This window comes from Bradyrhizobium sp. P5_C12 (assembly GCF_054049735.1).
Window position 1 is genome coordinate 17,837 of record NZ_JBFULU010000012.1, and the last position, 24,790, is coordinate 42,626.

General features: G+C 63.4%; 19 protein-coding genes and 1 tRNA gene. 9 read left to right on the forward strand and 11 right to left on the reverse strand.

The annotated features are described in order from the left end of the window. Positions 1 to 137 precede the first annotated feature (137 nt). Complete coding sequence (locus tag ACXJMY_RS13420) at positions 138 to 800, forward strand: TetR/AcrR family transcriptional regulator (protein WP_129272913.1); 663 nt, start codon at positions 138 to 140, stop codon at positions 798 to 800. 18 nt (positions 801 to 818) lie between these two features. Here ACXJMY_RS13420 and ACXJMY_RS13425 read toward each other — a convergent pair whose 3' ends face one another. From ACXJMY_RS13425 to ACXJMY_RS13435, 3 genes are read right to left on the reverse strand one after another with little or no spacing between them, the layout of a single operon-like run. Beyond that, entirely contained in the window at positions 819 to 1,493 is a 675-nt protein-coding gene (locus tag ACXJMY_RS13425; protein WP_456619819.1) for a TetR/AcrR family transcriptional regulator, read from the reverse strand. Positions 1,494 to 1,501: 8 nt separating this feature from the next. After that, positions 1,502 to 1,939 (reverse strand): hypothetical protein, encoded by a 438-nt coding sequence (locus ACXJMY_RS13430; RefSeq protein WP_456619820.1) that lies wholly within the window; start codon positions 1,937 to 1,939, stop codon positions 1,502 to 1,504. Between the two features lie 4 nt (positions 1,940 to 1,943). After that, positions 1,944 to 2,237, reverse strand: a complete 294-nt coding sequence (locus tag ACXJMY_RS13435; RefSeq protein ID WP_456619821.1) for a hypothetical protein — start codon at positions 2,235 to 2,237, stop codon at positions 1,944 to 1,946. Between the two features lie 175 nt (positions 2,238 to 2,412). Between ACXJMY_RS13435 and ACXJMY_RS13440 the strand changes: the two genes are divergently transcribed. The 7 genes from ACXJMY_RS13440 to ACXJMY_RS13470 all read left to right on the forward strand — a co-directional run bounded on the left by ACXJMY_RS13440 (position 2,413) and on the right by ACXJMY_RS13470 (position 8,399). Beyond that, the gene (locus ACXJMY_RS13440) at positions 2,413 to 2,619 is read left to right on the forward strand and encodes a hypothetical protein (protein ID WP_456619822.1); all 207 of its coding nucleotides are present in this window, start codon (positions 2,413 to 2,415) and stop codon (positions 2,617 to 2,619) included. Positions 2,620 to 2,792: 173 nt separating this feature from the next. Beyond that, the gene (locus tag ACXJMY_RS13445) at positions 2,793 to 3,011 is read left to right on the forward strand and encodes a hypothetical protein (RefSeq protein ID WP_456619823.1); all 219 of its coding nucleotides are present in this window, start codon (positions 2,793 to 2,795) and stop codon (positions 3,009 to 3,011) included. Positions 3,012 to 3,676: 665 nt separating this feature from the next. After that, complete coding sequence (locus tag ACXJMY_RS13450; protein WP_456619824.1) at positions 3,677 to 4,276, forward strand: PepSY domain-containing protein; 600 nt, start codon at positions 3,677 to 3,679, stop codon at positions 4,274 to 4,276. A 163-nt stretch (positions 4,277 to 4,439) separates the two neighbouring features. Next, the gene (locus ACXJMY_RS13455; protein WP_456619938.1) at positions 4,440 to 5,609 is read left to right on the forward strand and encodes a patatin-like phospholipase family protein; all 1,170 of its coding nucleotides are present in this window, start codon (positions 4,440 to 4,442) and stop codon (positions 5,607 to 5,609) included. A gap of 32 nt (positions 5,610 to 5,641) precedes the next feature. Further along, positions 5,642 to 6,433, forward strand: coding sequence for an acetoacetate decarboxylase (locus ACXJMY_RS13460; protein WP_456619825.1), 792 nt, complete (start codon positions 5,642 to 5,644; stop codon positions 6,431 to 6,433). Positions 6,434 to 6,512: 79 nt separating this feature from the next. Continuing rightward, complete coding sequence (locus tag ACXJMY_RS13465; protein WP_456619826.1) at positions 6,513 to 7,301, forward strand: 3-hydroxybutyrate dehydrogenase; 789 nt, start codon at positions 6,513 to 6,515, stop codon at positions 7,299 to 7,301. Between the two features lie 489 nt (positions 7,302 to 7,790). Then, a complete protein-coding gene (locus ACXJMY_RS13470; RefSeq protein ID WP_456619827.1) occupies positions 7,791 to 8,399 on the forward strand; it encodes a sll1863 family stress response protein in 609 nt (202 codons plus the stop codon). Positions 8,400 to 9,106: 707 nt separating this feature from the next. Here ACXJMY_RS13470 and ACXJMY_RS13475 read toward each other — a convergent pair. The 7 genes from ACXJMY_RS13475 to ACXJMY_RS13505 form a co-directional block, all read right to left on the reverse strand. Next, positions 9,107 to 9,182 (reverse strand) — tRNA-Lys (locus ACXJMY_RS13475). 168 nt (positions 9,183 to 9,350) lie between these two features. Continuing rightward, positions 9,351 to 9,959: a Spy/CpxP family protein refolding chaperone gene (locus ACXJMY_RS13480; RefSeq protein ID WP_456619828.1), complete on the reverse strand. Its 609-nt coding sequence runs from the start codon at positions 9,957 to 9,959 to the stop codon at positions 9,351 to 9,353. A 195-nt stretch (positions 9,960 to 10,154) separates the two neighbouring features. Continuing rightward, positions 10,155 to 11,162, reverse strand: coding sequence for a TRAP transporter substrate-binding protein (locus tag ACXJMY_RS13485; protein WP_456619829.1), 1,008 nt, complete (start codon positions 11,160 to 11,162; stop codon positions 10,155 to 10,157). A 326-nt stretch (positions 11,163 to 11,488) separates the two neighbouring features. Beyond that, on the reverse strand, positions 11,489 to 15,538 hold the full coding sequence (locus ACXJMY_RS13490) for a beta strand repeat-containing protein (RefSeq protein ID WP_456619830.1): 4,050 nt from the start codon (positions 15,536 to 15,538) through the stop codon (positions 11,489 to 11,491). A gap of 174 nt (positions 15,539 to 15,712) precedes the next feature. Further along, a complete protein-coding gene (locus tag ACXJMY_RS13495; RefSeq protein ID WP_456619831.1) occupies positions 15,713 to 17,275 on the reverse strand; it encodes a 2-isopropylmalate synthase in 1,563 nt (520 codons plus the stop codon). 1,302 nt (positions 17,276 to 18,577) lie between these two features. Further along, positions 18,578 to 19,333 carry an AIDA repeat-containing protein gene (locus ACXJMY_RS13500; protein WP_456619832.1) on the reverse strand — a complete coding sequence of 252 codons (756 nt, stop codon included), beginning with the start codon at positions 19,331 to 19,333 and terminating at the stop codon, positions 18,578 to 18,580. Next, positions 19,227 to 23,873 (reverse strand): beta strand repeat-containing protein, encoded by a 4,647-nt coding sequence (locus tag ACXJMY_RS13505; RefSeq protein ID WP_456619833.1) that lies wholly within the window; start codon positions 23,871 to 23,873, stop codon positions 19,227 to 19,229. The genes ACXJMY_RS13500 and ACXJMY_RS13505 overlap by 107 nt, the downstream gene beginning before the upstream one ends. 180 nt (positions 23,874 to 24,053) lie before the next feature. Between ACXJMY_RS13505 and ACXJMY_RS13510 the strand changes: the two genes are divergently transcribed. Next, a complete protein-coding gene (locus tag ACXJMY_RS13510) occupies positions 24,054 to 24,254 on the forward strand; it encodes a hypothetical protein (RefSeq protein WP_456619834.1) in 201 nt (66 codons plus the stop codon). 7 nt (positions 24,255 to 24,261) lie between these two features. Here the strand turns inward: ACXJMY_RS13510 and ACXJMY_RS13515 are convergent, their stop codons facing one another. Continuing rightward, complete coding sequence (locus tag ACXJMY_RS13515) at positions 24,262 to 24,564, reverse strand: hypothetical protein (protein ID WP_456619939.1); 303 nt, start codon at positions 24,562 to 24,564, stop codon at positions 24,262 to 24,264. Positions 24,565 to 24,790 lie beyond the last annotated feature (226 nt).

Sequence of the window (24,790 nt, forward strand, 5' to 3'; positions counted from 1 at the left end):
GCCGTCGCCGGTCCTATGAGGGTCCAAGCGACGGATAAATTAAACTATACCGTATATTTTCTTTTTATTGCCTTTTCTCGCCGGGCATGTCAAGTGCGATCTGCGCGGGCACAGGCTCGTGATTGGGAGACCGACGGATGACGAAGAAAAACGCCCCGAAACGGGGCAGACCGCCCAAAGACCTCGCCGGTGACGTTCAGGTCCGGATCCTTGATGCAGCCCAGCAGCTCTTTCTCGAGAAGGGCTACCGTAGTGCCAGTATCGACGACATCGCCGAGCTGGCGCCGGCGAGCAAGCCAACCATCTATGCTCATTTTCCGGGGAAGGAGGCACTGTTCGCGGCGGTCGTGGCCCGCACCATCAGCGGGCTGACGGATTTCGATGGCTTCGAGCCCGAGGGCCGCAGCCTTCAGGACAAGCTCTCGAGCCTCGGCACCGCCGTCGTCGAGAAGGTCATCGAAGAATCGATGGGCATGGTCCGCGCCACGATCGCCGAAGCGCAGCGCTTCCCCGAGTTGAGCCGCAACGTCCACGATGCCGCGCGCGATCGCTCCGTGAACGCCGTCTCCCAACTCTTGAATGAAACCACGCAGAAGCTCGCGCGCGCGCCAAAAGGTCCCTTCACCGGCAAGCGAAGCCTTGCCACCGCTCAGATCTTCCTGGATCTGATCCTGCTGCCGATGCTGTTTCGCTCGTTGGTGGGAGAAACACCCAAGGAGCTGAGACGGGAGCTGCCCTCCTTCGTGCGCGAGCGGGTTGGCTTTTTCCTTGCGGCCTGCGAGGCAGACTGGACGCCGTGAGCCGGCGATCGCCGCGCGTCAGGTTCGACAGGCGGACTTGTAACGCAAATCGGCCCCGATGCTGGTCACTTGAAACGACGCCGCGTCAACGGACGCGGCGTTGCCGAGCGCTCCCGCGCAAAATCTCATCATCTCGTTGAAGGCCGGCCGAACGGCGGTCGCCTTGATGCGGGACGGATTGAGGTATGCGTCCATCGCATCGAGCAGGCAGCAGGCCAACGCCATCGGGCTCCCGGCTCGAAATTCGCCGCCGGCCTGCCCGGCCGCGATGACCGACTGCACGACACCGCGAAGCCGATCGGCATGGGACAGGCTGGCCGGCCAGTTTGCTTGTCCTGCGGCGACCACCAGTTCGTGCAATCGGACATTGTTTGCCAGCCTATCTTCATGGATCCGGGAGATCGCCCTGAAGACCGCATTCAGCCGCTCCAGGCCCGAGCGCCCGGTTCGCGCTGCACTTGCAGCCGCCGCCGACACCTCCTCGAGCAGCTCGGTCACGACGGCCTCTTCGAGCGCGCTGCGGGAGGCATAAAACCGATAGAGATTTGCAGGCGACATTGACGCGTCGCGAGCGACGTCGGCAACCGTGGTCTTCCGGTACCCGATCTCGCGGTACAGGCGGATTGCAGCCTGCACAATTCGTTCACGAGTGCACGACGATCCAATCTGACGGGGAGTCTCCACCTTCTGCATGGTCGGCCTCAACGCGAATGAATCGTGTGCATTTCACGCCGGCAGGCCTCGCCGAATTCACGCAGCGGATCCATCTCCTCCAGGAAAGCCGGCAGGTCGACGAACGACGTGTTGGGTGCAAGGTAGGTTTCGATGATCAGTCGGCCTGCCCGCTCCGCGGCGTGGACCACCTCATCGTCGGACAGAATCCGCATACGCCCGATAAGCGCATACAAATTCACCAACGCCGGGATCTCGGATTTATCGCTGGTCAGCGCGTCCGCGTACAGCCGGGACGCCTCTTCGATGAWGCATCGATACAGCTTTTCGCGCTTGGAGACCGTCTGGGCATGATGACGCTCACGGACCCTGCGACGACGGGTCACCCATCCCGTCACGATTGTGGAAATGGCTCCGAAGGCCGAGCCCCCGAACGCGGCGAAAGCGGGAGCATAGATCGTGTTCATACGGTCATTCCCCATCTTTTGCGCCGCGATAGCGGTGCGATCCGATGGTTCTCACCGAAGCAGCGGCCGCGGCGTTCTCGAAGACGGCTCTGCAAGCGTCGCTCAGGTCCGACTTTCTTTGCCTGAGACAGGCTTCCACATTGGTGGGGTCAGGGATGTAGCCGGCGCACAGACGAAATGCATCGGGCGCGCATGCCGCCCTCTGCTCTGCTGTGCCGCGGTCCTCCTGGGCGATGGCAACCCCGCCGCCCAACGAAACGAACACCAAGACTGCGAGCATCAGTCGATTCTTGAACATGACGGATCCTTTCTGAAGTTGAGACATCTGCTTTCCGAGCCGGAGTCGCGGTCTTGCGCCCGAGGCCCCGCTGTCGACCAGTACGAACACGCGCTTGTGAGTCTCTGCTCTTGACACGCTGCACGATCCGCGCTGTATATGAACTATACGGTGTAGTTTATTTCGAAGGTCGAAGATGTCAAGCCTGTTCTTTGCGCTCGCACGCGAAAATCCCTGGCCGGGAATAGCCGTCGCGTCGCTCAATCTGGCCGTGGCCATATCGCTCGTGGGCGTGAGCCTGCTGCTGGGTGTCGCGATCTCGGTGCTTGCTTGGGTGCATGCGCTCGCCGATCGCGCGCCGGCACCGATGCGGCATGCGGCCAACCGACGGGTCCGCGCATGACCCCGGCACTACTGCTCGCTCGCGATTGCATCATCTATTGGGTCAACGTCTGGGTCGCGCCAGTCGAATGCGTGTTCGACATGATCGAATCGCAGCTGGTCCGCAGAGGCGTCGCGCTTGAAGGGGCCGAGCCCCCTTCCCCGCCCGCCGCCTGAGGATCCCGGAATTCCGACATGCTCAACTTCATCGAAGTGTTCGACGTCATGCAGGTGGAGCCGGCCACCGGTGCTTCACTGTGGACCGGACTCACCGGCACGCGAACAGCCCTCAAGCGCGACGGCCACGCGATCGACCCGAAGGCGATGGCCTATTGCCCGATCGAATGGCTCGACGAGCGCGGCTATCTCGATATCGAACGCGCGCGCCGGCATCCACGCCCCTGGGGCATCTGACAACGAGACGAGAACATTCCATGTCCTGGAGCCAAGCGTCGTGAGCAGGAAATCTGCGTTGTCGCGACACGCGAGCAGCATTGTCGAACCCGAGCTTCCCCTGCGGGCCTATTTTCTGTCGGTTGGAGGAGCCTTGCTCTTGCTGCTTCTGGCGGCCGGTTGGGTGCTGCCCGCACCTGTGACGAGCCGGCTCACGGATTCGCATTCTGCGCGGCCGCCGATCCGTATCCATTCTGAGATGAGAGGACCGGACGCGGTTGTCATCGATACCAATGCGTCCCTCGTCAATCCGGCGCCCGCAGAAAATGAGTGCGGTGCGGCTACATCGCCGATGCCACCTCCTGAGGTCGCCGATTCTGCTGCCGATGTCAGTGAGACCGGCTCAACTTCATCCACGGACGCACGCCTGCGCGAAAGCCTGGCGCAGTTGCAGTCCGCCGTTCCTGATCGACCAGACCCGGGCCGCAGGCCGCCAGAGATCACGGCCCGACAGCGCCTGCACGCTCAGAGACGGACCGCAAGGGGGCTGCGACCTGCCCGTCACCCGCATGTCGAAACATTGTGGGGAGATCCGCTCGATTGAGCGGAGCGCACCGTCCCAGCCGCCGCCTCGGACGAGCGGCACCGCCAGACACCTTCAGACAAGACGCTACAGGATCTACTCAATGCCGAAGAACCAGTTGTTTGCCCTCATCGTTTGGTCCGCCACACTCGCCGCCACGGGAGCCATGGCCGATGTCACCCGGCCCCCTGCTGACGCCGAAAGCCGCCGCACAGCCGCGCAGGCAGACGCCGACGAAGCAACGATGCACCGTGTGCTCGAACAATTCCGCACCACACGGGTCCCACTCGGCCAGGCAATGGCGATTGCAGAGCGTCTGCATGACGGCTCGAGGACAGCAGACGTCAGCTTCGAGATATCCGGCCCGCCAGTCTACCGCGTGCGCACGATCAAGAACGAGCGGGTCTTTGAAAATGTCATAGATGCGAACACCGGCAGCGTATCGCAAGCGGAAATTGCGTCATCGCTGAAGGAGCTCGATCGAGGAGATCTCGCCAACATCATCGCCCTGAAGTGGATCAAGCAGGAGCTGTCGGATGCGGTGCGGATCGCTGAGAAAGCCGCGGCGGGAAGTGCGCTCGCGGGCGGGCTGATGAAGCAGGATGGCAAACTCAACTTTGTGGTCGTCGTCGCCACTGGCGGCCACTTGAAGGAAGTGATGCTCGAACCGCCCAAGGTCGGACAGCGGTCAACTGAGCACTGAGCGCGAACGTGCTGATCCGGCGCTGAAGCACGATCTCGTGAGTTGCTTGATCGGCGTACCGCATATATACACTAAACCGTATAGTTTCTTTTCAGGCTGCGCGTTTCCATCCCTTCGCACAACGTCAGCCTCGATCATCACACACCCGAGAGCGAGCCAAGTCATGAACTTCCAGCCCCGAACCCACCTGCCGGCCACCCATCGGCGGCTCCCCTTCGATTGCATTGCCCTGCTGCTGCAGGGCGGCGGCGCTCTGGGGGCCTACCAGGCGGGCGTCTATGAAGCGCTCGCCGAAGCCGGCATCCATCCGGATTGGGTTGCCGGCATTTCGATCGGCGCAATCAACGCCGCGATCATTGCGGGCAACCCGCCGGAGTCCCGTGTTGACCGGCTCCGCGATTTCTGGACGCAAGTGACCTCCACTGCGCCCTGGGATTGGTCTGGAAATCCACTTCTCGATAGGCGCAACGACAATGCGCGCAATGTCCTCAACCAGATGAGCGCCGGCCTTGCCGCGGCATGCGGCGCAAACGGATTTTTCTCGGCGCGCCCCCTCATGCCCTGGTTGCATTCCGGCGGAACGACCGAGGCGACCAGCTTCTACGACACAAGCGCGTTGAAGAGCACGCTCGAGCGCCTGGTCGACTTCGATCGCCTCAACGCGGGAACGACGCGCTTCAGTGCAGGTGCGGTCAACGTAAGAACGGGCAATTTCGTCTATTTCGACAACAGCACCCATACGATCCTGCCGGAGCACGTCATGGCAAGCGGCGCGCTGCCGCCGGGCTTTCCCGCGGTGGAGATCGAGGGCGAGCACTACTGGGACGGCGGCCTGGTGTCCAATACGCCGCTGCAATGGGTGATCGACTGGGGTGCGCCGCAGGACATGCTGGCGTTTCAGGTCGACCTCTGGAGCGCGAAGGGCCAGCTTCCGGGCAATCTGCCCGAGGTCGTCACGCGTCAAAAGGAAATTCAATATTCGAGCCGCACGCGCGCAAGCACCGACCAGTTCAAGCGCGTGCAGCGCCTCCGCCGTGCGCTCACTGCCCTGCTGGGCCGGCTTCCGGAAGACCTGCAGGAACATGAGGACGTGAAGCTCCTCAGCACCGCGGTCTCTCACAACGTCTACAACATCGTCCATCTGATCTATCGCGCGCGCACTCACGAAGGGCACTCCAAGGACTACGAGTTCTCCCGGCTTTCGATGCAGGATCACTGGCGTGCCGGTTACCACGATGCGCTGCGCACGCTGCGCCATCCCGAGGTGCTCACGCGCCCCGCCAGCGCGGACGGCGTCTTCACATTCGACCTCGAGAACGATGGTCGCGAATAGGTCCGGCCGTCATCGGCCGCAGGGAGAACCAAATGCGTGAGAGTGAAGTACGAAAGCGGGCCTTTGCAATGCCGCTGACCAGTCCGGCCTATCCGCCAGGACCGTATCGGTTTGTGGACCGCGAATATTTGATCATCACCTATCGCACCGATCCGGCAAAGCTGCGCGCCGTGGTGCCCGAGCCGTTGGAGCTCGATGCACGCGAAGCGCTCGTCAAATATGAATTCATCCGCATGCCGGATTCGAATGGCTTTGGCGACTACACGGAAAGCGGCCAGGTCATCCCGGTCTCCTTCCGCGGGCGCAGAGGCGGCTACAGCCATTGCATGTTCCTCAACGACGAAGGGCCGATTGCAGGCGGACGCGAGCTCTGGGGTTTTCCGAAAAAGCTGGCGCAGCCGACATTGCGAACCGAGATCGACACCCTGATCGGAACGCTGGACTACGGTCCCTTGCGGATTGCGACGGGTACGATGGGCTACAAGCACCGCGAAGCCGATCTTGGCCAGGTCAAGGTAGCGCTCAGCGAGCCGAACTTCCTGCTCAAGATCATCCCGCATGTCGACGGCAGCCCGCGCATCTGCGAGCTCGTCGAATATCACCTCGAGCAGATTGCGCTGAAGGGCGCCTGGACCGGGCCCGCGGCTCTCTCCCTGACGCCGCATGCCTTGGCGCCGGTGGCCGATCTCCCCGTCCTGGAGATCGTCTCGGCGATCCACATCCGTGCAGATCTCACGCTGGGTCTTGGCAGAGTGGCCCACGATTATCTGCAAGAACCAATCCGACGTGTGTTCCGGCCCTCAGAACGAAGTCTGGTCACCTGACGCAACCCCACGCAGCCGAGGCGCTCGCCAGCCGCGGAGCTTCAGCTATTGACGCAACACACAGAGCAAAGTGAATAAGATGAGTATTCTGAAGGGTAAGACAGCTGTCATAACCGGCTCGACCAGCGGCATCGGCCTCGCGTGCGCACGTGCTTTCGCAGAAGCCGGCGCCAACATCGTGCTCAACGGCATGGGTGCACCTGCTGATGTCGAGAAGGAGCGCTCAGCGATCGAGAGCGAATTCGGGGTCAAGACGATCTATTCGCCCGCGGACATGGCCAAACCGATCGAAATCGCCGAGCTGATCGCACTCGGCGCAGCAACCTTCGACAGTGTCGGCGTCCTCGTCAACAATGCCGGCATCCAGCACGTCTCTCCCATTGAGGAGTTTCAACCCGAGAAGTGGGATGCGATCATCGCGATCAACCTGTCCGCCGCATTCCATGCCATCCGTGCAGCGGTGCCGGGCATGAAGAAGCGCGGCTGGGGCCGCATCATCACCACGGCCTCGGCCCACTCGCTGGTCGCCTCCCCCTTCAAGTCGGGCTATGTCGCTGCCAAGCACGGGATCGCGGGTCTCACCAAGACGGTGGCGCTGGAGCTCGCGCGGTCGAAGATCACCTGCAACTGCATCAGCCCCGGCTACGTCTGGACACCACTCGTCGAGAAGCAAATCCCCAACACGATGAAAGCGCGCAACTTGAGGAGGGATGAGGTCATCAGTGACATCCTGCTCGCAGCGCAGCCCACGAAGGAGTTCGTCACGGCCGAGCAAGTGGCCTCGCTCGCGCTGTTCCTGTGCAGTGACGACGCCGCGCAGATCACCGGTGCCAATCTCGCGATCGATGGCGGCTGGACGGCCGCGTAGGACCGCCCGTCGGGCATCGGAGGCCGCCAAACAATCGGCCCCGCGCACGCACCACGGAGTGAAAGATATGCCTTCTGACAATGATCACATTGAGGAATCCAGTGGCCAGCCCGTCATCCGCTTCGGCGAGCGCGATAACGCTCTGCTCGAAGGTACGAGAAATGGCACACCGCTTGATCTTGCCGGAACTGAGAACCTGACGGACGCTCTGCGCTGGTGCGAGCACGCGTTCAACGGGGACGTGTTGCCGCCCCGTGCCAGGGTGGAGGAGCCGCGCGAATTCTACGCTGCGGCCAACATGGGTTGTCTGCCCCGCAGCCGGGAGCAAGCGCCGCGCAAGCAAGTCGCCGCTCCCCGTAGAACGACAACGCCGCTTCCGCATGCAACTGCTCGAGGCCTCTCGCTTCAGGAAGCTTGACGCAGGTCAAGTCAAGAGAAGCTGAGCTAAGGCATGAATACCAGTACATTCGTAGCCAACGGAGATGCGTCATGTCCGAGCAAAGCAGCATGCATTTTTACCTCAATTGGGCTAAGGAGCGCATCGACGAAATGGATGCCGCACTGGCGTCGCTCGAAGTGAAAGCGACGGAGGTCAAAGCCGAGTCCAGGGTCAGGGCCGATGAGATCGTCGCTGATCTGAAAAAACGGCGCGATGATTTTCAGGCGCTTCTCAAGACGCAAGCGGAAGCCGGCGAAGCCGCTTTGGCGCGCGCGAAGACGGATCTGGAAAAGCACTGGACCGGGTTCGAAGCGCAGATGAAGACCTACTTCGAAGGCGCCGGCAAGCAGATCGAGCAGCAGCAGGCCACGTTCAAGGACATAGCAGCGGCGCAGGCAAGGGCATGGCGCGAGGCGGCGGATCAATTCCGGGAGGCGGCGGGCAAAGTGGCCGAGGCCCGGACGACCGATATCGATGCCGCGCTCAAGCAACTGAAATCCGACGCGTCTGAAGCAGAAGCACGTCTTCAAGAATTCAAGGAGAGAGGGAACGAGTCCTGGTCGGTGCTAAGCGCCGCGTTGGAAGAATCCCGCAAGTCCTTCGATCAAGCAAGTCGGGCCGCATGGGACGCTCTGAGGGGCTCTGGCGCGAAGAGCTGAACCGCTTGGCCACAACGAATGTCGAGCAATTTGTCCGGAACTGCGAGGTACTGCAGTCCGCCAGATTGGGATGCGGAGGCCGCACGCAAGGCTAAGCTCTCGCGTTCGAACCAGCTTGACGCAGATTTCCGAGATTGAATTGACGAACCTATGAAGCCTGCCGGCTGAACAATGAGAACGGCCGCGCGACGTCAACTGTGCGCCAAAGGCCGTCATTCCCGCATGCCTAGCGTGAAATCCAAAGCAGCTTATTAGTCAGAGGAGTTAGCTCTCAGAAGCAACGGAGAGCGACCACCTTTTGCAGCCAACGCAATTCGCACCGGCGGCTCCAACCGCATCGGGAGTACAAAATCGCGGAAGATCGTAGATTGACGTAAAAATCGTAGCCTCGGTACCGGGGGAGGGGATCGAACCCCCCGACCCGAACGATCCGGTTCTGGTTCTGGTTCTGCAGCAAGCAGCACCCGGCGACGGGCAGAGCAGACTGTCCGTTTTGCTCGCCCTAATGTCCTATTCTACGACGAGCACGTAATCGACCTGTACCGTCGGATCTGCGGGCTGTATCGAATGGGGTGAAGATAGAGAGACAAAGGGAAAGTCGCACGGCAATCTGGCCGCGCCACGTCCCGCTGCAAAAAACGCCGCACGAGACCCATTTTGTCTCGGCGATCACTTCGCGAAGGTCTTGGAAAATAAGACTTTTCCAATGGTGGGCGCACCAGGGCTCGAACCTGGGACCCGCTGATTAAGAGTCAGCTGCTCTACCAACTGAGCTATGCGCCCGAAAGGCGGTCAAAGCCTTGCGAGGCCGGTCGTTTAGCAAAGCGAACCGGGTATGGCAAGCGATGCAACGAAGGTTTTCCAAGGGTTCGTCCACAAGCCCTAAAATGCGAAAAGCCGCTGGATTCCAGCGGCTTCGCCAAGGTTAATCCCCGCGGAATCCGCCCCCGCTTACAGCCGGCCTTCGCGATCCCGGTCCGGGCCGCGGTCCCGGTCGAAGTGGTCGCCGTGGAAGCGGTCCATGCCGCGCTCCATCATGCGGTCCATGCGTTCCATGAAGCGGTGGTGCGGCGGACCGTCTTCGCCGGCGCCGAACGGGCCGCGATGGCGGGTCAGCACGGCGAGGCGCCGCTTCTGGCCCTCGTCCAGCGTCTTGTAGAGCGGATCGGCGGCATCGGCGATCTTCTTCAGGGCCGCCGACGCCGCGCCCATGTCCTCGGCGCGCTGACGCAGGCGAGCGACCGGATCCTCCGGCTTGTCGGAGTCCCTGGCGGCGTCGCCGGGGCCGGCATTCATCCGCGCATTGGCGCGGTCGATGCGCAGCTTGGCGAACTCGCGCACCGCGCTCTCGACCGGCGGCCACAGCTTCTCCTGATCGGCGTTGAGCTTCAGACCGGCATGGACGGCGGCAATGCGCGCGTCGACGAAGGCGGCACGGTCTTCCGGGTTCATGCGGATGTGGCGGAAGTGCTCCATCCACGGGTGATGATACTGGGCATAGACCGCGCCCGAGCCGGCAATGCTGAGCACGGCGATGGCGGCGATGGTGAACTTCCTCATACGGACCTCCTCTGGAAGGGTGCCCTGAGGATGAGCGCCGGACGGCTGACGCGCAACTTACAACTTGGACAGGGTGAGCGTTCTTACAGAGATGTAACGCCCCTGAATGTCTGTTCAGTCGTAATCTGAAATCTTTTGCAACAAAAAGGGCTTCGGTGCAGTGCACAGAAGCCCTTTGTACATAGCTTCCCTGGATCAGTTCGTCGTGCTCTTCGCTTCCTTCTGGAACTCGTCGATCAGCGTCTGGCCGACGCGGCCTGCGGCGTCCTTGTAGACCGGCTCCATCGCCTTGCGCATCGCCTCGTCCTGCTCCGGCGTGAGCTTGATGATCTCGCTCTTACCGCTCTTCCTGATCTCGGCGAGCGCGTCGTCGTTTTCCTTCTGCGACTGCGTGTTGTTGAAGTCGGTCGCCTCCTTCATCGCCTTCGTCAGCTGGTCGCGGATGTCGGCCGGCAGATCGTCCCAGAACTTCTTGTTCACGATCACGACGTAGCCGATGTAGCCGTGGTTGGTCTCGGTGATGTACTTCTGCACCTCGTGCATCTTCTGGGTATAGATGTTCGACCAGGTGTTTTCCTGGCCGTCGACCACGCCGGTCTGAAGCGCCTGGTAGACCTCGCCAAACGCCATCACCTGAGGCAACGAGCCGAGCGACTTGAACTGGGCCTGGAGCACGCGCGAGGACTGGATGCGGAACTTCACGCCCTGGTAGTCGCCAGGGGTCACCAGCTTCTTGTTGGCGCTCATCTGCTTGAAGCCGTTGTCCCAATAGGCGAGACCGGTGATGCCCTTGGAATCCAGCAGCTTGAGCAGCCTGAGACCGAGCGGGCCTTCCGTCACCTTCCGCAGCGTCTTCAGGTCGGGAAGGATGTAGGGCAGATCGAACACCTCGAACTCGCGGATGCCGAGCGGACCGAATTTCGAGTTGGAGGGCGCCAGCATCTGCACGCTGCCGAGCTGAAGCGCCTCGAGCTCTTCCTTGTCCTTGTAGAGCGTCGAGTTCGGATAGACCTCGACCTTGACCTTGCCGCCGGTGTACTTCTCGGCGAGCTCCTTGAATTTCTCCGACGCCTTGCCCTTCGGCGTGTCGGTGGCGACGACGTGGCTGAACTTGATGATGATCGGCGATTGAGCCGATGCCGGCCCGGTCCACGCCCCGGCCAAGACCGCAACCGACGCCGCAGCCAAGATGAGTTTCCGCATGCTTCCTCCCGCATTTTTTGTGAGGCGCGGATCGCCGGCCCCAGAGCTTAAATTTAAGCTGAGGGCAGGATTATAGTGAAGCGGGGACAGGCGCTATTGCCCGTTAGCAGGGGGGCGGCTTGCAAAAAATGCAGTACCGAGAGGGGGTTGGTCGATGCCCGCGTGTCGCTGCGGACAGGCGGCTGGGGCATGCCGGCCTCATCAGGAGCTTGTGAGCGCCGGCGCAGTGTTAATCACGCTTGAATTCGGGATCTCAAAAAAAAATGCCCGGCTCGAATGAGCCGGGCAGTTCGGTCTTGCGGACGGTCTTTGAGCGGATTGCTCGCTCAGCGGCCGAGCGAGGCCACCAGCATCTGCTGCTGCGCGTTGGCGGCGCCAGGATCGCTGATGAGCGTGCCGCCGTGCCCGTCAGAGGACAGCGCGAAGTCGGCCGCGCTGTATTGGCCGAGCAGGCTCAGCGACGCAGTGTGCGTGCCGTCGGAGACCGTCAGCGTGCCGCCGGTGTTGCCGCTGTTCTGAGCATAGGCGAACGAGGTCACGCCGTCGCCGAACAGGATGTCGCCGAGATCGATGCTGTCATGGTCCTGCCAGCCGGAGATCGATCCGGTGAGCGCCGACGCCTGGGCGAGCACCAGCGAGGCATTGGGACCGGCGAAGATCACATCGTCCATCGCGCCGCCCGAATGGACAAAGGCGAGCGCGCCCGAGCCGATCGTGGTGTCGTCCGCGCTGCCGCCGGACTGGACATATTGCGTGCCGGCCAGCACCGTCGTGCCGGCCGCGCTGCCATACACATATTGCACGCCGCCGTTGACGATGGTGGCGCCGGCGACGCCCCAATCGACCTGGACGCCGCCCGCATTGACCGTGGTGCCTGTCGCCGTGCCGTCGGCGTAGACGTTCTGCGCGCCGCCGCTGTTGAGGATCGTGGTGACGGCGCTGCCATGGAGATGCTGGATCGCGCCGTTGCCGATCGTGGTCTGGGTCACCACCGCGCCGTAAACTTCCTGGCTGCCGCCGTCCATGGTGGTGCCGGTCGCTGTTCCACCGGCGAACACGACCTGATTGCCGCCATGGATCGTCGCGGTGTTGGCGGCGCCGCCATTCTCAACGAACTGCAAGCCCGAATTGAGCGTCGTCGTGCTTGCCGAGCCGAACACGTATTGCGCCCCACCCTCGAGCCTCGTTCCGCTCGCCGTGCCCCAGTCGTTCTGAACGCCGCCGACATTGACCGTGGTGCCGGTCGCCGTGCCGTCGGAATAGACGTTCTGCGCGCCACCGTCGTTGAGGATCGTGGTGATGGCGCTGCCATGGAGATACTGGATCGCGCCGTTGCCGATCGTGGTCTGGGTCACCACCGCGCCGTAGACGTTCTGGCTGCCGCCGTCCAGGATAGTGCCGTTGGCCTTGCCGCCACCCACAACCCACTGCTCGCCGCGCACAGTGGCGCCGTCCGCTCTGCCGTAAACGTAGAGCGCAGCGCCCTGCGCCACCGTGCCGGCTGAAACCTGACCCCCCAGTACTAGGCTGGCGCCGGTCTCGACCGTGACATGGGCGTAACTCACGCTGGTCGCCCAGTTTCCGCTTCGCACGTCGAGATTCTCGATGCCAATCGTCATGCCAAGCGTCCAGCTTCCCAAGCCCGACAGATTGATCGTGTCGTTGCCATCGCCGCCATCGATCATGCCCGCGATGGTTGAACCGGTGAAAAGGTCAATGGTGTCGTTTCCAGCGCCCATCGTCACATTGCCAGACACGACGCCGCTGTTGGTGAAGGTATCGTCGCCGTCGCCAAGGTCGACCGCGGAAGCGCCGGAATACGCGACGATCATGCCACTGTTGATCAGCGTGTCGGCACCGCCGTCGGTAAAGACACCACCTTTGATACCGCCCTTGTTCGTGACGATGTCGTCAAAGTCGCCGAGGATCCTGATGGGGGCCGTGATGCCGCCCTCATTGTAGATGGTCTTGGCGCCAAGCGACGGGCTGGGGGTCGCATCAACGAAGTACGCGGTCGTTCCACTTTCGATCTTGATATCGGAAAAGCCGGCGAGAGTCCTGAGGCCCCAGTTGCCGCTCCGGATGTGAAGATTCTCGACGTTGATCACGGTGCCGAGCTGGTCGTAGTAAACGCCCGTGCTCGAAAGACTGATCGTATCGGTGCCCGCACCGCCATCGATCGTCCCGCTCAAGCCCGAGCGCCCCCCGGCCACGTCCAAGCCGTTGACGAGGGTGATACTGTCGTCGCCGGCTCCCATTGACACGTCGCCCTTGATGACGCCCCTGTTGCTCAGGCCATCATTGCCGTCGCCCATGGCGATGCTGCCGACGATGTAGCCGCTATTGGCGATGGTATTGGCGAATGTGCCGGTGATGGAGATCGCCTGGCCGTTCTTGCCTTCAATGTAACCGTCATTGACGATGGTGACGGCGCCGAAGGCACCGCCACCGTTGCTGTCGTCGACGGTGATGGCCCGCTGATCGCTGACGATCCCGCCACCACGGGCCTCGTTATGGAGGAAGCCGCCACCGATCGCGAGCGCCTCGTTGAGGCCGTTGGCGGCGCTGGTCAGGCCGACCGCCCAGATCATTCCGAAATTGTCGATCGAGACCAAACCATCGACGTCGATGCCATCGGCGTCGGCACCGTTCATGGAGGTGCCGGTGATGGTGCCGCGGTTGGTGACGGTCGTCGTCGTGTTGGCGGCACTGTCCATGTTGATGCCGGACCCGCCGCGGCCGATGATCGTGCCGTCGTTGGTGATGGTGATCGGCTGGTCGCCGGTGATGCCGTGGCGCGCGCCGTCGATGATGCTGCCGCCCCCAAAGTTGTTGACCACGCCGCCGGTGTTGACCGACTGGAAGTCGATCGCATCGTTGCCGGACGAGGACGCCGAGGCGTTTTGGCTGACGATCCGGCCGTTGTTGTTGATGGTGGCGTGGGCACCGGCCCGGATCGCGTCGGCATCGGCCGCCGAAATCACGCCGCCCGCCGCATTGTTGATGACGGTATTGGCGCCGCTCGAATTGATGTCGTCGAGGTCAAGCGCCTGGCCGGCATTGCTGCCGGTTCCGGTCGAGGAGATCGTGCCCTGGTTGTTGAGGGTGAAGGTGCCGCTGGTGCCGGTTACGAGATTTGAGATCTTCACGGCATCTTTGGTTGCGGTGATGGTCGCGCCGAGCCCGTTGTTCACGGTGAAGCTGCCACTTGCGGACCCGCTGGTGGCGATCGCGCGGCTGGTTCCGATGATGTTGCCGAAATTTTCCAGCAGCGCGCCGGGCGAGGTGCTGCCGCCAATCCAGGTGACCGGGGTCGAACCGGAGAGCGTTGAGGGGCTCAAAATGGTGTGATGGTCGTTGTTTGCCAGCGTGATCGGGGTCGACGAATCGTCGTTGGTGATCGTCCCGGTCGCAGTCGCGGTGCCGATCGTGGCCGCTGCGCTTGGGTTGCTGACGCTGGTGAGCGTGAGCGTGAAGCTCTCGTCGGCCTCCGGGGTGGTGTCGCCGGAAATCGTGACGGTGACGGTCGCCGAGGTGGCACCATCGGCGATGGTGCCGTTGAAGGTCACGGGCGGCAACGTGCCGCCGTAATCGGCGGCATTGGTGGTGCCGGCGGCGAAGGTGCCCGAGAAGCTCGCGACGCCGGTGGTGCTGCCGCTGCGCACGATGACGAATGTCATGGTCTTGGTGCCGCTGTCGCCTTCGGCGACCAGCACGCTCGACGGCGAGAACGATATCAATTGCGCCGCCGGGGCCGCCAGGGTGAACGCAGTGGTCGGAAACGGCGCGTCCGGTGTATTGCCGTCGGCGCTCTGATCGCCGCTGCCGTTCTGGGTCTGCCAGTTGGCGGTGTTGCCGATCGCGGCGAGGTAGTCCGCGAAGCCGGCAAGGCCCGCGCGCGGGCCGTTATAGCCGACGATGTCGAGACCGCCGGTGAAGCTGACGGCGGTCTGGCCGGCAATGAGGCCGGTGCCGGTCAGCGTGCCGTCGGAGGTCGCATAGCCGACATTGGAGATCGCGGCGAGGAAGGTCGGTGCGGTCGAGGTGCCGATATAGGCGTAGACGACCTCGCTGTCGTTGGACAGGCCGGTGTTGTTGGCGTTGGTGAAGGTGGCCGAGCCCGCGCTCGTGCCGAACGTACCCTTGCCGATGTTGTTGATGTCGATGACGGTGCCGGCGGGAATCGCGCTGGTCGCGGTCCAGGCGATCGTGCTTTCGGCATTGCTGCCGGTGGAGAAGCTGGTTCCGTTCCAGTTGCTGTCGGTGAAGTTGATCACCGTGCCCTGCGGGATGTCGGTCAGCGCAACGAAGGACAGATTGTCGTTGCCGTCGCCGTTGAACCCGGTGAAGGCGATCGAACCAGCAGTCAATGACATTTCAATTCTCCAGCGGCGGGGCGCGGGCCGCGATGCTGCAGTTAATGAAATGATAACATGACATGATAATAACGGTTATGTTATGATGCACTCTCCTCCACATCATCGGGCCCAAAACGAAAAACGCGGCGTCGGAGACGCCGCGTTTGCCGATGAACTGCAGAGAATGACGCGTCAGCTTGCCGCCGCCGTCGTCACCGTGTCGCGCTGGCGCTTCATGACGATCTTGTTGAGCGCGCCGAGATAGGCCTTTGCGGACGCTACCAGCGTATCCGGATCCGCCGCGCGCGCCGTCATCGAACGTCCCTCATGCGACAGTCGGACCGAGACTTCCGCCTGCGCGTCGGTGCCCTCGGTCACGGCGTGAACCTGGTACAGCTCGAGCTTGGCCTCGTGCGGCACCAGCGCCTTGATGCAGTTGAACACCGCGTCCACCGGACCGTTGCCCTCGGCCTCCTCGATCTTGATCTGGCCATCGACGTCGAGCTTCATGGTGGCGCGCTGCGGGCCATGGGTGCCGGCGATCACGGTCAGCGAGGTCAGCTTGATGCGGTCGTGCGAGGCCGCCATCTCCTCGTCGACCAGCGCCTCGATGTCCTCGTCGTAGATGTCCTTCTTGCGGTCGGCGAGCGCCTTCATTCGCGTGAACGCATCTTCCAGCTGGTTGGGGCCGAGCTTGTAGCCCATCTCCTCCAGCTTGTGCACGAAGGCATGGCGGCCGGAATGCTTGCCCAGCACCAGCGAGGACTGCTTGAGGCCGACCATCTCGGGCCGCATGATCTCGTAGGTGGAGGCGTCCTTCAGCACGCCGTCCTGGTGGATGCCGCTCTCATGCGCGAACGCGTTGCGGCCGACGATGGCCTTGTTGTACTGCACCGGGAACGAGGTCGCCGCCGACACCACCTTCGAGGCGCGGGTGAGCTGCGTGGTGTCGATCTTGTTCCACCACGGAAACACGTCGTTGCGGACGTTGATGGCCATCACGACTTCCTCGAGCGAAGCGTTGCCGGCCCGCTCGCCGATGCCGTTGACGGTGCATTCGATCTGGCGCGCACCGCCGGCGATGCCGGCCAGCGAGTTCGCCACCGCCATGCCGAGGTCGTTATGGCAGTGAACCGAAAACACCGCCTTGTCGGAATTCGGCACCCGCTCGATCAGCGTCTTCATGAAGCGGGTGTATTCGTCCGGCGTGGTGTAGCCGACGGTGTCGGGGATGTTCACCGTGGTGGCACCGGCCTTGATCACGGCCTCGACGATGCGGCAGAGGTAGTCCATCTCGCTGCGGGTGGCATCTTCGGCCGACCATTCGACGTCGTCGATCTGGTTGCGGGCGCGGGTGACATTGGCAATCGAGAGCTCCATCACCTGCTCGGGCGTCATGTTCAGCTTGACACGCATGTGCAGCGGCGAAGTCGCGATCACGGTGTGGACGCGGCCGCGCCTGGCGAATTTCACCGCTTCGGCGCAGCGGTCGATGTCCTTTGGATTGGCACGCGACAGGCCGGCGATCACGGAGTTCTTGGAGCGGCGGGCGATCTCGCTGACGGCCTGGAAGTCGCCTTCGGACGTGATCGGGAAGCCGGCTTCGATGACGTCGACGCCCATGTCGTCGAGCATCTCGGCGATCTCGATCTTTTCCTCGAACGTCATGGTGGCGCCGGGGCACTGCTCGCCGTCGCGCAGCGTGGTGTCGAAAATGATGACGCGGTCCTTGTCGGACTTGTTCACGGGGGCCATTTCAAATTTCCTTTTGAGCTTTCGCGCCGGTTATTCCTGGGGCGCTGTCGGGGGTCCGCTGATCTCGTACATCCCCTGAGTGCCCAGGCGCGCAGCGCCCAGCCGGCCCTCAGGGGCAAGTAAGAAGAAGCCCGCCAATAAGGAGGGTGGGCAGCAGCGCGGCCGGGATCGTGGCGGCGGCCAGAGCCACCTCCCCCGAAATCCCATCGATTTGGCCGCGAATCAGCATTGCCAGACCCTTTTGAGCCACAAATCCTCGGTCAAAACCGTTGACGGTTGGTTGCCGGGTGGCTCGATGGGCCGTTTCTAGACGAGAAATGGGCGCAACTGCAACGCCAAAAGATGGTCAGAGGGGCTGACCTGGTTGCAGTGGCCCGCATATCGGCTCCGTCATCCTGAGGTGCGAGCCGCGCGGCGCGAAGCACCGCGCGGGGAGCCTCGAAGGACGCACGGCCCCGCCGGTGCAGTCGGGCCGTCGCCCTTCGAGGGCCGCTGAAGAAGCGGCCACCTCAGGGTGACGGAGATAGATAACGTGCGGCATCTACTTCACATGTCAAACAGCAGACACACCCTCGCCTTCTCGCGGCGCATTCCGCCCGAGCTTTGTGCTTCTCGTCACGCCCTCCTCAAAGTAAGGGCGCAGGGAAGGCCGGGTGCCGGCTGGCACCCGCAAGACTCCCGTGCAAGAATGTTTGCACACGCAAGGCACAGGAGCGATACAGGGCAGCCGAAACATCCGGCCTTCCCTGCGCAGTGGTCTAACGGCTTATGCGCGCTCTCCCCGGAGACGAATTCCCTCTTGCCTCCGTCGCCTCGCGAATTGGCGGTGCGCTTCGCCCGGTCGGGCTCGCTGCACCTCCGCAAGACTTGACCGTAGCAACGACGGCCAGGACCACACGGTTTTGCCGTACGCAAGCTTCTCCTGCTTCGCCCCAGGGCATCCTTCGCCCGAGGGCCTCGCAGGGTTTGAGCGCCGTCCGTTCACGCGGCTTGCAAGCGGCTCACGGGGTTCGGCTCAATCCACTGCCCCGCCCTGCCATTTGCATCCGCGACGGCGCCGCTCAGCGTCCACCGCAGCCCGATCCACGTTCGTGACGACGTACGACCGCCCCTTTTCCCGGATCGGGATGGGCAACACATACGACAAATCCGAATTTCGGTAAAGTGGAATATCTTGACCGGGGCAATTGACCCAGGACTTGCGTGTTTTGCCCGTCGGGCAACGCAACAGATTGAGGTCCGTGCGAGCGGCAACGCAGATGCCGGGCACCAACCGGTGCCCGGCATCCGCTTCACCGATCCTCACGCCGCGTGCGGCAATGCGAGTGCGCTCTGCTGGACCTGCGCGCCGGGGTCGCTGATCATCGTGCCGCCGTGGCCGTCGCTCGACAGCGCGAAATCGGCCGCCGTGTACTGGCCGAGCAGCGCCAGCGACGCCGTATGCGAGCCGTCCGACACCGTCAGCGTCCCCCTGCCGTGACCGATGTCGGCCAGATAGACCATCGTCATGCCCTGGTTGAACTGGATGTCGGCGAGATCCAGATGGTTGCCGTCCTGCCAACCGGAGATGAAGCCGCTGAAGTCGGAGGCGTGATCCAGCACCAGCGTGGCATCAGGACCCGCGAACGTCACGTTGTGAACCGAGGCTCCGCCGAAGGCGTGCGCGGTGCCGCCGCTGCCGATCATCGTGCCATAGGTCGCGCCGCCGGCCCCGACATATTGCGTGCCCGATAGAATCACCGTGTCGGCCGCGGTGCCGTAGACATACTGGCTGCCGCCGTCGATCGTGGTGGCGACCGCGTTGCCCCAGTCGATCTGGATGCCGCCGGCGTTCACCGTCGTGCCGGTGGCGGTGGCGGCTTCGTAGACGTTCTGCTCGCCGCCGCTGTTGACGATGGTGTCGGTCGCGCGGCCATGGACGTGCTGAAGCCCGGCCGCGTCGATGGTGGTGTCATCGGCGGTGCCGTAGACATGCTGCGTGCCGCCTTCGATGGTGGTGCCGTTCGCCGCGGCGCCATGGATGACGCGCTGCTCGCCGCCCGGTCGTATCGAACGCAACAGCGCCGGCCTGGATCGCCTGCTCGCCGAGCACGATCGCCCCGTTCGCGCTGCCGTAAACGGAGAGTTCGGCGCCCTGCTCCACCGTCACGGTCGCGACCGCGCCACGCACCACGAGGCCAGCGCCGCTCTCCACCGTGACATTGCTGTAGCTGGCATCGCCATCGATCGCCCAAGCACCGCTCTGCACATCGACCTTCTCGATACCGGTCCCCTTGCCCAGCGTCCCGTTTCCGGTGCCGGACAAGTTGATGGTGTCGCTGCCATCGCCACCGATGATGATGCCCGAGACGGTCGAGCCTGCGACAAGGCTGATGGTGTCGTCGCCGGCCCCCAACAACACGTCACCGGAGACGATACCGCTGTTGGTGAAGGTGTCGTTGCCGTCGCCGAGATCGACCGCGGAACCGCCCATCGCCACCATCAGGCCGCTGTTGTTCAACGTGTCGGCGCCGTCGTCGGTGAAGATGCCGCCGACGATGATGCCCTTGTTGGTGATGGTGTCGGCGAAGCTGCCGAGGATGTCGATCGCCTCCCGGCCGACGATCCTGGCGTTCATCGCGGCCGCGTCGGCGGGATCGACGCCCTCCGGTCCATGGCCGTCGCCCCGGATCACGCCCTCGTTGTAGATCGTCGTCGCGCCGAGCGCCGCGCCGTTGCTGGAATCGTCGACCTGGATGGCGCGCCCGTAGCCGTAGATGGTGCCGCCGGCATAGTTGTTGATCACGCCGCCGCCGATGGCGACGCCTTCGGAGACGTTGACCTCGCCGTTGTGATAGCCGTTGGCGCCGATGCCCGCGACCAGGCCGTAATTGTCGAGATTGACCAGGCCGTCGGCGTCGATGGCGTCGCCGTCGCTGTCACTGTAACCGGCGGAGGCACCGATCATCGTGCCGCGGTTGGTCACATAGACGGTGTTGGCGACGGACGCATTGTTGTCGACATTCACCGCCGAACCATTGCGGCCGATCATCGTCGCGCCTTCGTCGTTGACGACGGTGATCCCGAACTTGCCGGTCACGGCGTGGTGCGACCCCACGATCACGCCTCCGGCGAGGTTGTGGACGCTTCCACCGCCGTTCTTCTTGTAGTCGATGGCGTCACCGCCCGAGATATCTTCGCCGTCGTCGCCGTCGGACCTGATCGTCCCGGCATTCTCGATCGCGGTGCCGCTGCCGCCACGGATGACGTCCTGGTTGGCGATCGCCGAAATGATCCCGCCCGCGTGGTTGAAGACGCTGACCGAACCGTTGCGGGTATGCTCGAGGTCGATGGCCTTGAGGCCGGAGATGGCGCCATCGTTGACGATGGTCAGGCTGCCGCCATTAAGGTCACCGGGACCGGAGATGGTGCCGCTGACGAGTCCGGTGGTTGCGTTGTTGATCACGAAGGTGGCCTTCGCCGAATCCGTGCCCAGGGAAATGCTGGCAATCGTTCCCGCGTTGTCGATCGTGGTCGAGCCGGTTCCGAGCTGCACGGCATCGACCAGGGCACCGACTTCGCCGCCCGCCTCGACGACGAGATGGTCGTTCTTCTCCTGACCCGCTGCGCTGGCCATCTCGAGGCGTTCCGACGTGGAAACGCCGAGCTTCGCGCCGCTCTTCACGGTGATCGAGGTATAACCGCTCTGTCCTGCATCGACGCTCCAGGACCGGGCCAGCGGGAGGTGAACTCCGTCGCCGTTCAGCTCCGCGGTCCAGATGCCGCTGGCGACGACCAGGCTCTCGACATGGGTCACCCGGTTCGAGAGTGTGCTCAGGCCGTTGCCCGACAGATAGAGCGTGTCGTAACCATCGCCGCCGTCAAGCGTGCCGCTGATGGTCGAGCGGGTGACGAGGTTGATGGTGTCGTCACCGGCGCCCGCCAGCACGTCGCCGGAGACGATGCCGCTGTTGGTGAAGGTGTCGTTGCCGTCGCCGAGATCGACCGCCGCACCACCCCTCGCCACCATCAGACCGCTGTTATCAAGCACATCAGCGCCGCCATCGGTGAAGATGCCGCCGAGGATGGTACCCTTGTTGGTGATGGTGTCGGCAAAGCTGCCGAGGATGTCGATGGCCTCGCGGCCGGCAATCCTGGCGTTCATTGCGGCTGCGTCGACCGGATCGACGCCCTCGGGCCCATGGCCGTCGCCCTGGATCAGGCCTTCATTGTAGATGGTGGTCGCACCGAGCGCGGCGCCGTTCGAGGAATCGTCGACCTGGATGGCGCGCCCGTAGCCGTAGATCGTGCCGCCGGCATAATTGTTGATCACGCCGCCGCCGATGGCCGCGCCCTCGGAGACGTTGACTTCACCGTTGTGATAGCCGTTGGCGCCAATGCCCGCGACCAGGCCATAATTGTCAAGCTCGACCAGGCCGTCGGCGTCGATGGCATCGCCGTCGCTGTCATCGTATCCGGCGGAGGCGCCGATGATCGTGCCGCGGTTGGTGACATGGACCGTGTTGGCGACGGTCGCGTCATTGTCGATATTGACGCCGGAGCCGTTGCGGCCGATCAGGGTCGCGCCGGCATCGTTGATGACGGTGATGCCCTTTTTGTTGGTGATGGCGTGGCGCGACGCTTCGATCACGCCGCCGGCAAAATTGTGCACGACCCCGCCGGCGCTGCCGCTGTAGTCGACCGCGTCGCCGCCATAGTAGCCGTTGGCAGCGTCATCGGCCACCGACCGGATAATGCCGGAATTGTTGAGCACCATGTTGGCGCCACCGCGCACCACGTCGGAATTGGCCTGACTGTTGGTGATGATGCCGCCGGCGAGGTTGTTGACGACCACCGTGGACACCTTGCCGACGTCGGTGAAATCCAGCGCGTAGCCGACGCCGCCATTCATCAGGCCGGCATTGTTCACGGTGACCACGGACCCGGACCCAAGGTAGCGGACCCCGATGCTGCCCCAAATGGCGCCGGTCGCCGCATTGTTGAACGTGAAGGATCCGGTCACGCCATTGGCGCTCGCCACATGATAGTTCGTACCATCGACCCCGATGCCACCGGCATTGTCGACGGTCACTGTGCCGCCCGACCAGAGGATCGCGCTGACGTCACTGCCATCCTGCGGGTCCGGAACCGCGAGCATGCCGCCCTGGTCGATGGTGAGGTGGTCGCCGTCGGCGAGGGTAAGCGGCGAGGTGACGCTCTCGCCGGCGCCGATGTGCAGCGGATCGTCGTTGACGATGATGCCGGTGGCGTCGGTGTAGGTGTTGACGATGGTGGTGTTGTTGCTGGAGCTTGCATCGGTCAGGTGCAGGCTGAAGCTGTCGTTGCCTTCCAGCGTGATATCGCCAGTGGTGGTGATCGTGACGGTGGCAGTGCTCTCACCGGCCTTGATGACGCCGGAGAACGTCAACGGCACCGCGCCGCCGAAGTCGGCTGCATCAGTGGAGCCAGCCGAGATCACGCCGCTGAACGAGAGATCCCCTGCGGTGCCCTGGGTCCGCTCCACCACGAAGGTGAACGTCCTGACATCGCCGGCGTTACCCTCCGATTGCGAAACCGTCAGCGAGTTCTCGGCAAAGCCGAAGAACTGGACCGGGTCGTCGTTGACGATGGTGGCGTCAACCGTCGCCTTGTCGCCGATATAGACAAGGCCGCTGTCGCGCGCGACCGTATCGAGGATGGCGAAGAAGTGTTCATCCGGCTCGTAGGTGGTGTCGCCGCTGATATGGAACGTCACGGTCGCGGTCGAGGCGCCGTCGGCGAAGCTGCCGCTGAATGTCGGCAATGTGCCGCCGAAATCGTCGGCGTCGGCGTAGCCGTACATGCCCGACATGTTGGCCACCGTGCCGGAGAAGGTCGTGACCCCCGAGGTCGAGCCGATGCGGTTCAGCGTCAGCGTCACCACCGTGTCGCCGCTGTCGCCCTCGGCGACGCTCGCGGTGACGGAGGCGAACTCGATCTTTTGCGCGGTCGGATCGGCGGTGAAGGCCTGGGTCGAGAACGGCAGGTCGGGGGCGCTGCCGTCATGGCTCTGGTCGCCGTTGCCACCCTGCAGCTGCCAGTTGGCCGTGTCATAGATGTGGGCCTTGTAGTCCTCGATGCTGGCAAGGCTCGACCGGTCGCCGACATAGACGGCGATGTCGGGGCTGCCGTTCAGCTGCTTGGCGTCGAGCCCGTTGGTGAGACCGGTGCCATTGAGCGTGCCGCGTCCGAGGCTGGCGTTGAATGTGGCATTGGTGATCGCAGTCAGGAACACTGGCGCGGAAGCGTCGCCGGTATAGGCGTAGACGACTTCGTTGAGGTCGGCGATGTCGCGCGCATTGGCGGTGTCGAACGCCACGGCTCCGAGATCGGACGCCGCAGTTCCGCCGGCACCGAGGCCGCTCATGCTGATGATCGTGCCGGCGGCAACGTCGCTGGTGGCGGTCCAGCTCCAGACGTTCTCGTCCGTCGCGAAGCTCGTGCCATTCCATGCGTTGTCGGTGAAGTGAATGACGGTGCCGGCCTTGATGTCGGCGAACGAGACGAAGGCGAGGCTGTCGTCGCCATCCGCGTTGAAGCCGGTGAATGCGATCGAGCCGGCGGTGAGTGTGTCGGTCATGGTTGTTTGCCTTGTTGCCGTCCGGCGGGACGGAGCTTCGTGAACTCATGCGGCGGATCTTCGAGAGATCAGGCCGAGACGGCACACGATTCCCGCTCCAGGAAAATTCACCTCATATCATAATTTATGTCGCATAATGATATGTCTGTTACATGAACGCGGAGCAGCACGCGACGAACGATGGATGAAAAGCCGGCCAGCGATGCGCAGCATCGCTGCGATCTTCTCATTGCACGCACGCTTCGTGGACTCGTCGCGCACCCCGGCGCGCAGACCCGCGCGGGCGCACACGCGACGGTCATCCTCGTCGCGCTTCTGACATCTCGGAATTCAGTTCGTCGGATTGCAGTGATCGGAAACGGAGCGGGGATCAGCCGCTGAAAGCTAGCTAGCCGGCGCGGCGGGCGCGGGCCCGGCTTTCCCAGCGGTTCAGCATCTGGCCGAGCTCGCCGGTGGCCGGCGGCGCGATCCCGTTGGTGCTTGCGATCTCGTTGGTATTGGCGGGCGCGGCGGCGGGGAGCCAATCCGGCTGCGTGTACTCGCGCCAGCGGCGCGCCTCCGCCCGCCGTTTGCGGGAAACGAAATCGCGGGTGAAATAGCCGGCGGCGAACGCGATCCCGAGCAACAAGAACAGTACGACAAAGGCCACAACGAACTCCGCATTTGCCCCGGGAAGACCTTCTGCCAGCATCACGTGCGAGGTCAAGGCTTGACAGGCGCCAAAACCGGTCCCGGTGAGCCCCTCAGGGGCGGGACGAATTGTCGCTTCGCACCGCACACCCGCCTTGCGCCGCGGTTCCGTCGTTGCGGCTATCGCGCAGAAGATGCCAAGCCAGCCCTCGCAACCGGACGCCGACCGGACTAACCTTCCCCTGCTCGGCCGGATCAACCGGCCAGCGAACATCACCGGGAGGACG

Coding starts and splice junctions, on each gene's coding strand:
- ACXJMY_RS13420 (WP_129272913.1), top strand. CDS start 138: ATGACGAAGAAAAACGCCCCGAAACGGGGCAGACCGCCCAAAGACCTC.
- ACXJMY_RS13425 (WP_456619819.1), bottom strand. CDS start 1,493: ATGCAGAAGGTGGAGACTCCCCGTCAGATTGGATCGTCGTGCACTCGT.
- ACXJMY_RS13435 (WP_456619821.1), bottom strand. CDS start 2,237: ATGTTCAAGAATCGACTGATGCTCGCAGTCTTGGTGTTCGTTTCGTTG.
- ACXJMY_RS13440 (WP_456619822.1), top strand. CDS start 2,413: ATGTCAAGCCTGTTCTTTGCGCTCGCACGCGAAAATCCCTGGCCGGGA.
- ACXJMY_RS13445 (WP_456619823.1), top strand. CDS start 2,793: ATGCTCAACTTCATCGAAGTGTTCGACGTCATGCAGGTGGAGCCGGCC.
- ACXJMY_RS13450 (WP_456619824.1), top strand. CDS start 3,677: ATGCCGAAGAACCAGTTGTTTGCCCTCATCGTTTGGTCCGCCACACTC.
- ACXJMY_RS13455 (WP_456619938.1), top strand. CDS start 4,440: ATGAACTTCCAGCCCCGAACCCACCTGCCGGCCACCCATCGGCGGCTC.
- ACXJMY_RS13460 (WP_456619825.1), top strand. CDS start 5,642: ATGCGTGAGAGTGAAGTACGAAAGCGGGCCTTTGCAATGCCGCTGACC.
- ACXJMY_RS13465 (WP_456619826.1), top strand. CDS start 6,513: ATGAGTATTCTGAAGGGTAAGACAGCTGTCATAACCGGCTCGACCAGC.
- ACXJMY_RS13470 (WP_456619827.1), top strand. CDS start 7,791: ATGTCCGAGCAAAGCAGCATGCATTTTTACCTCAATTGGGCTAAGGAG.
- ACXJMY_RS13480 (WP_456619828.1), bottom strand. CDS start 9,959: ATGAGGAAGTTCACCATCGCCGCCATCGCCGTGCTCAGCATTGCCGGC.
- ACXJMY_RS13485 (WP_456619829.1), bottom strand. CDS start 11,162: ATGCGGAAACTCATCTTGGCTGCGGCGTCGGTTGCGGTCTTGGCCGGG.
- ACXJMY_RS13490 (WP_456619830.1), bottom strand. CDS start 15,538: ATGTCATTGACTGCTGGTTCGATCGCCTTCACCGGGTTCAACGGCGAC.
- ACXJMY_RS13495 (WP_456619831.1), bottom strand. CDS start 17,275: ATGGCCCCCGTGAACAAGTCCGACAAGGACCGCGTCATCATTTTCGAC.
- ACXJMY_RS13505 (WP_456619833.1), bottom strand. CDS start 23,873: ATGACCGACACACTCACCGCCGGCTCGATCGCATTCACCGGCTTCAAC.
- ACXJMY_RS13510 (WP_456619834.1), top strand. CDS start 24,054: ATGGATGAAAAGCCGGCCAGCGATGCGCAGCATCGCTGCGATCTTCTC.
- ACXJMY_RS13515 (WP_456619939.1), bottom strand. CDS start 24,564: ATGCTGGCAGAAGGTCTTCCCGGGGCAAATGCGGAGTTCGTTGTGGCC.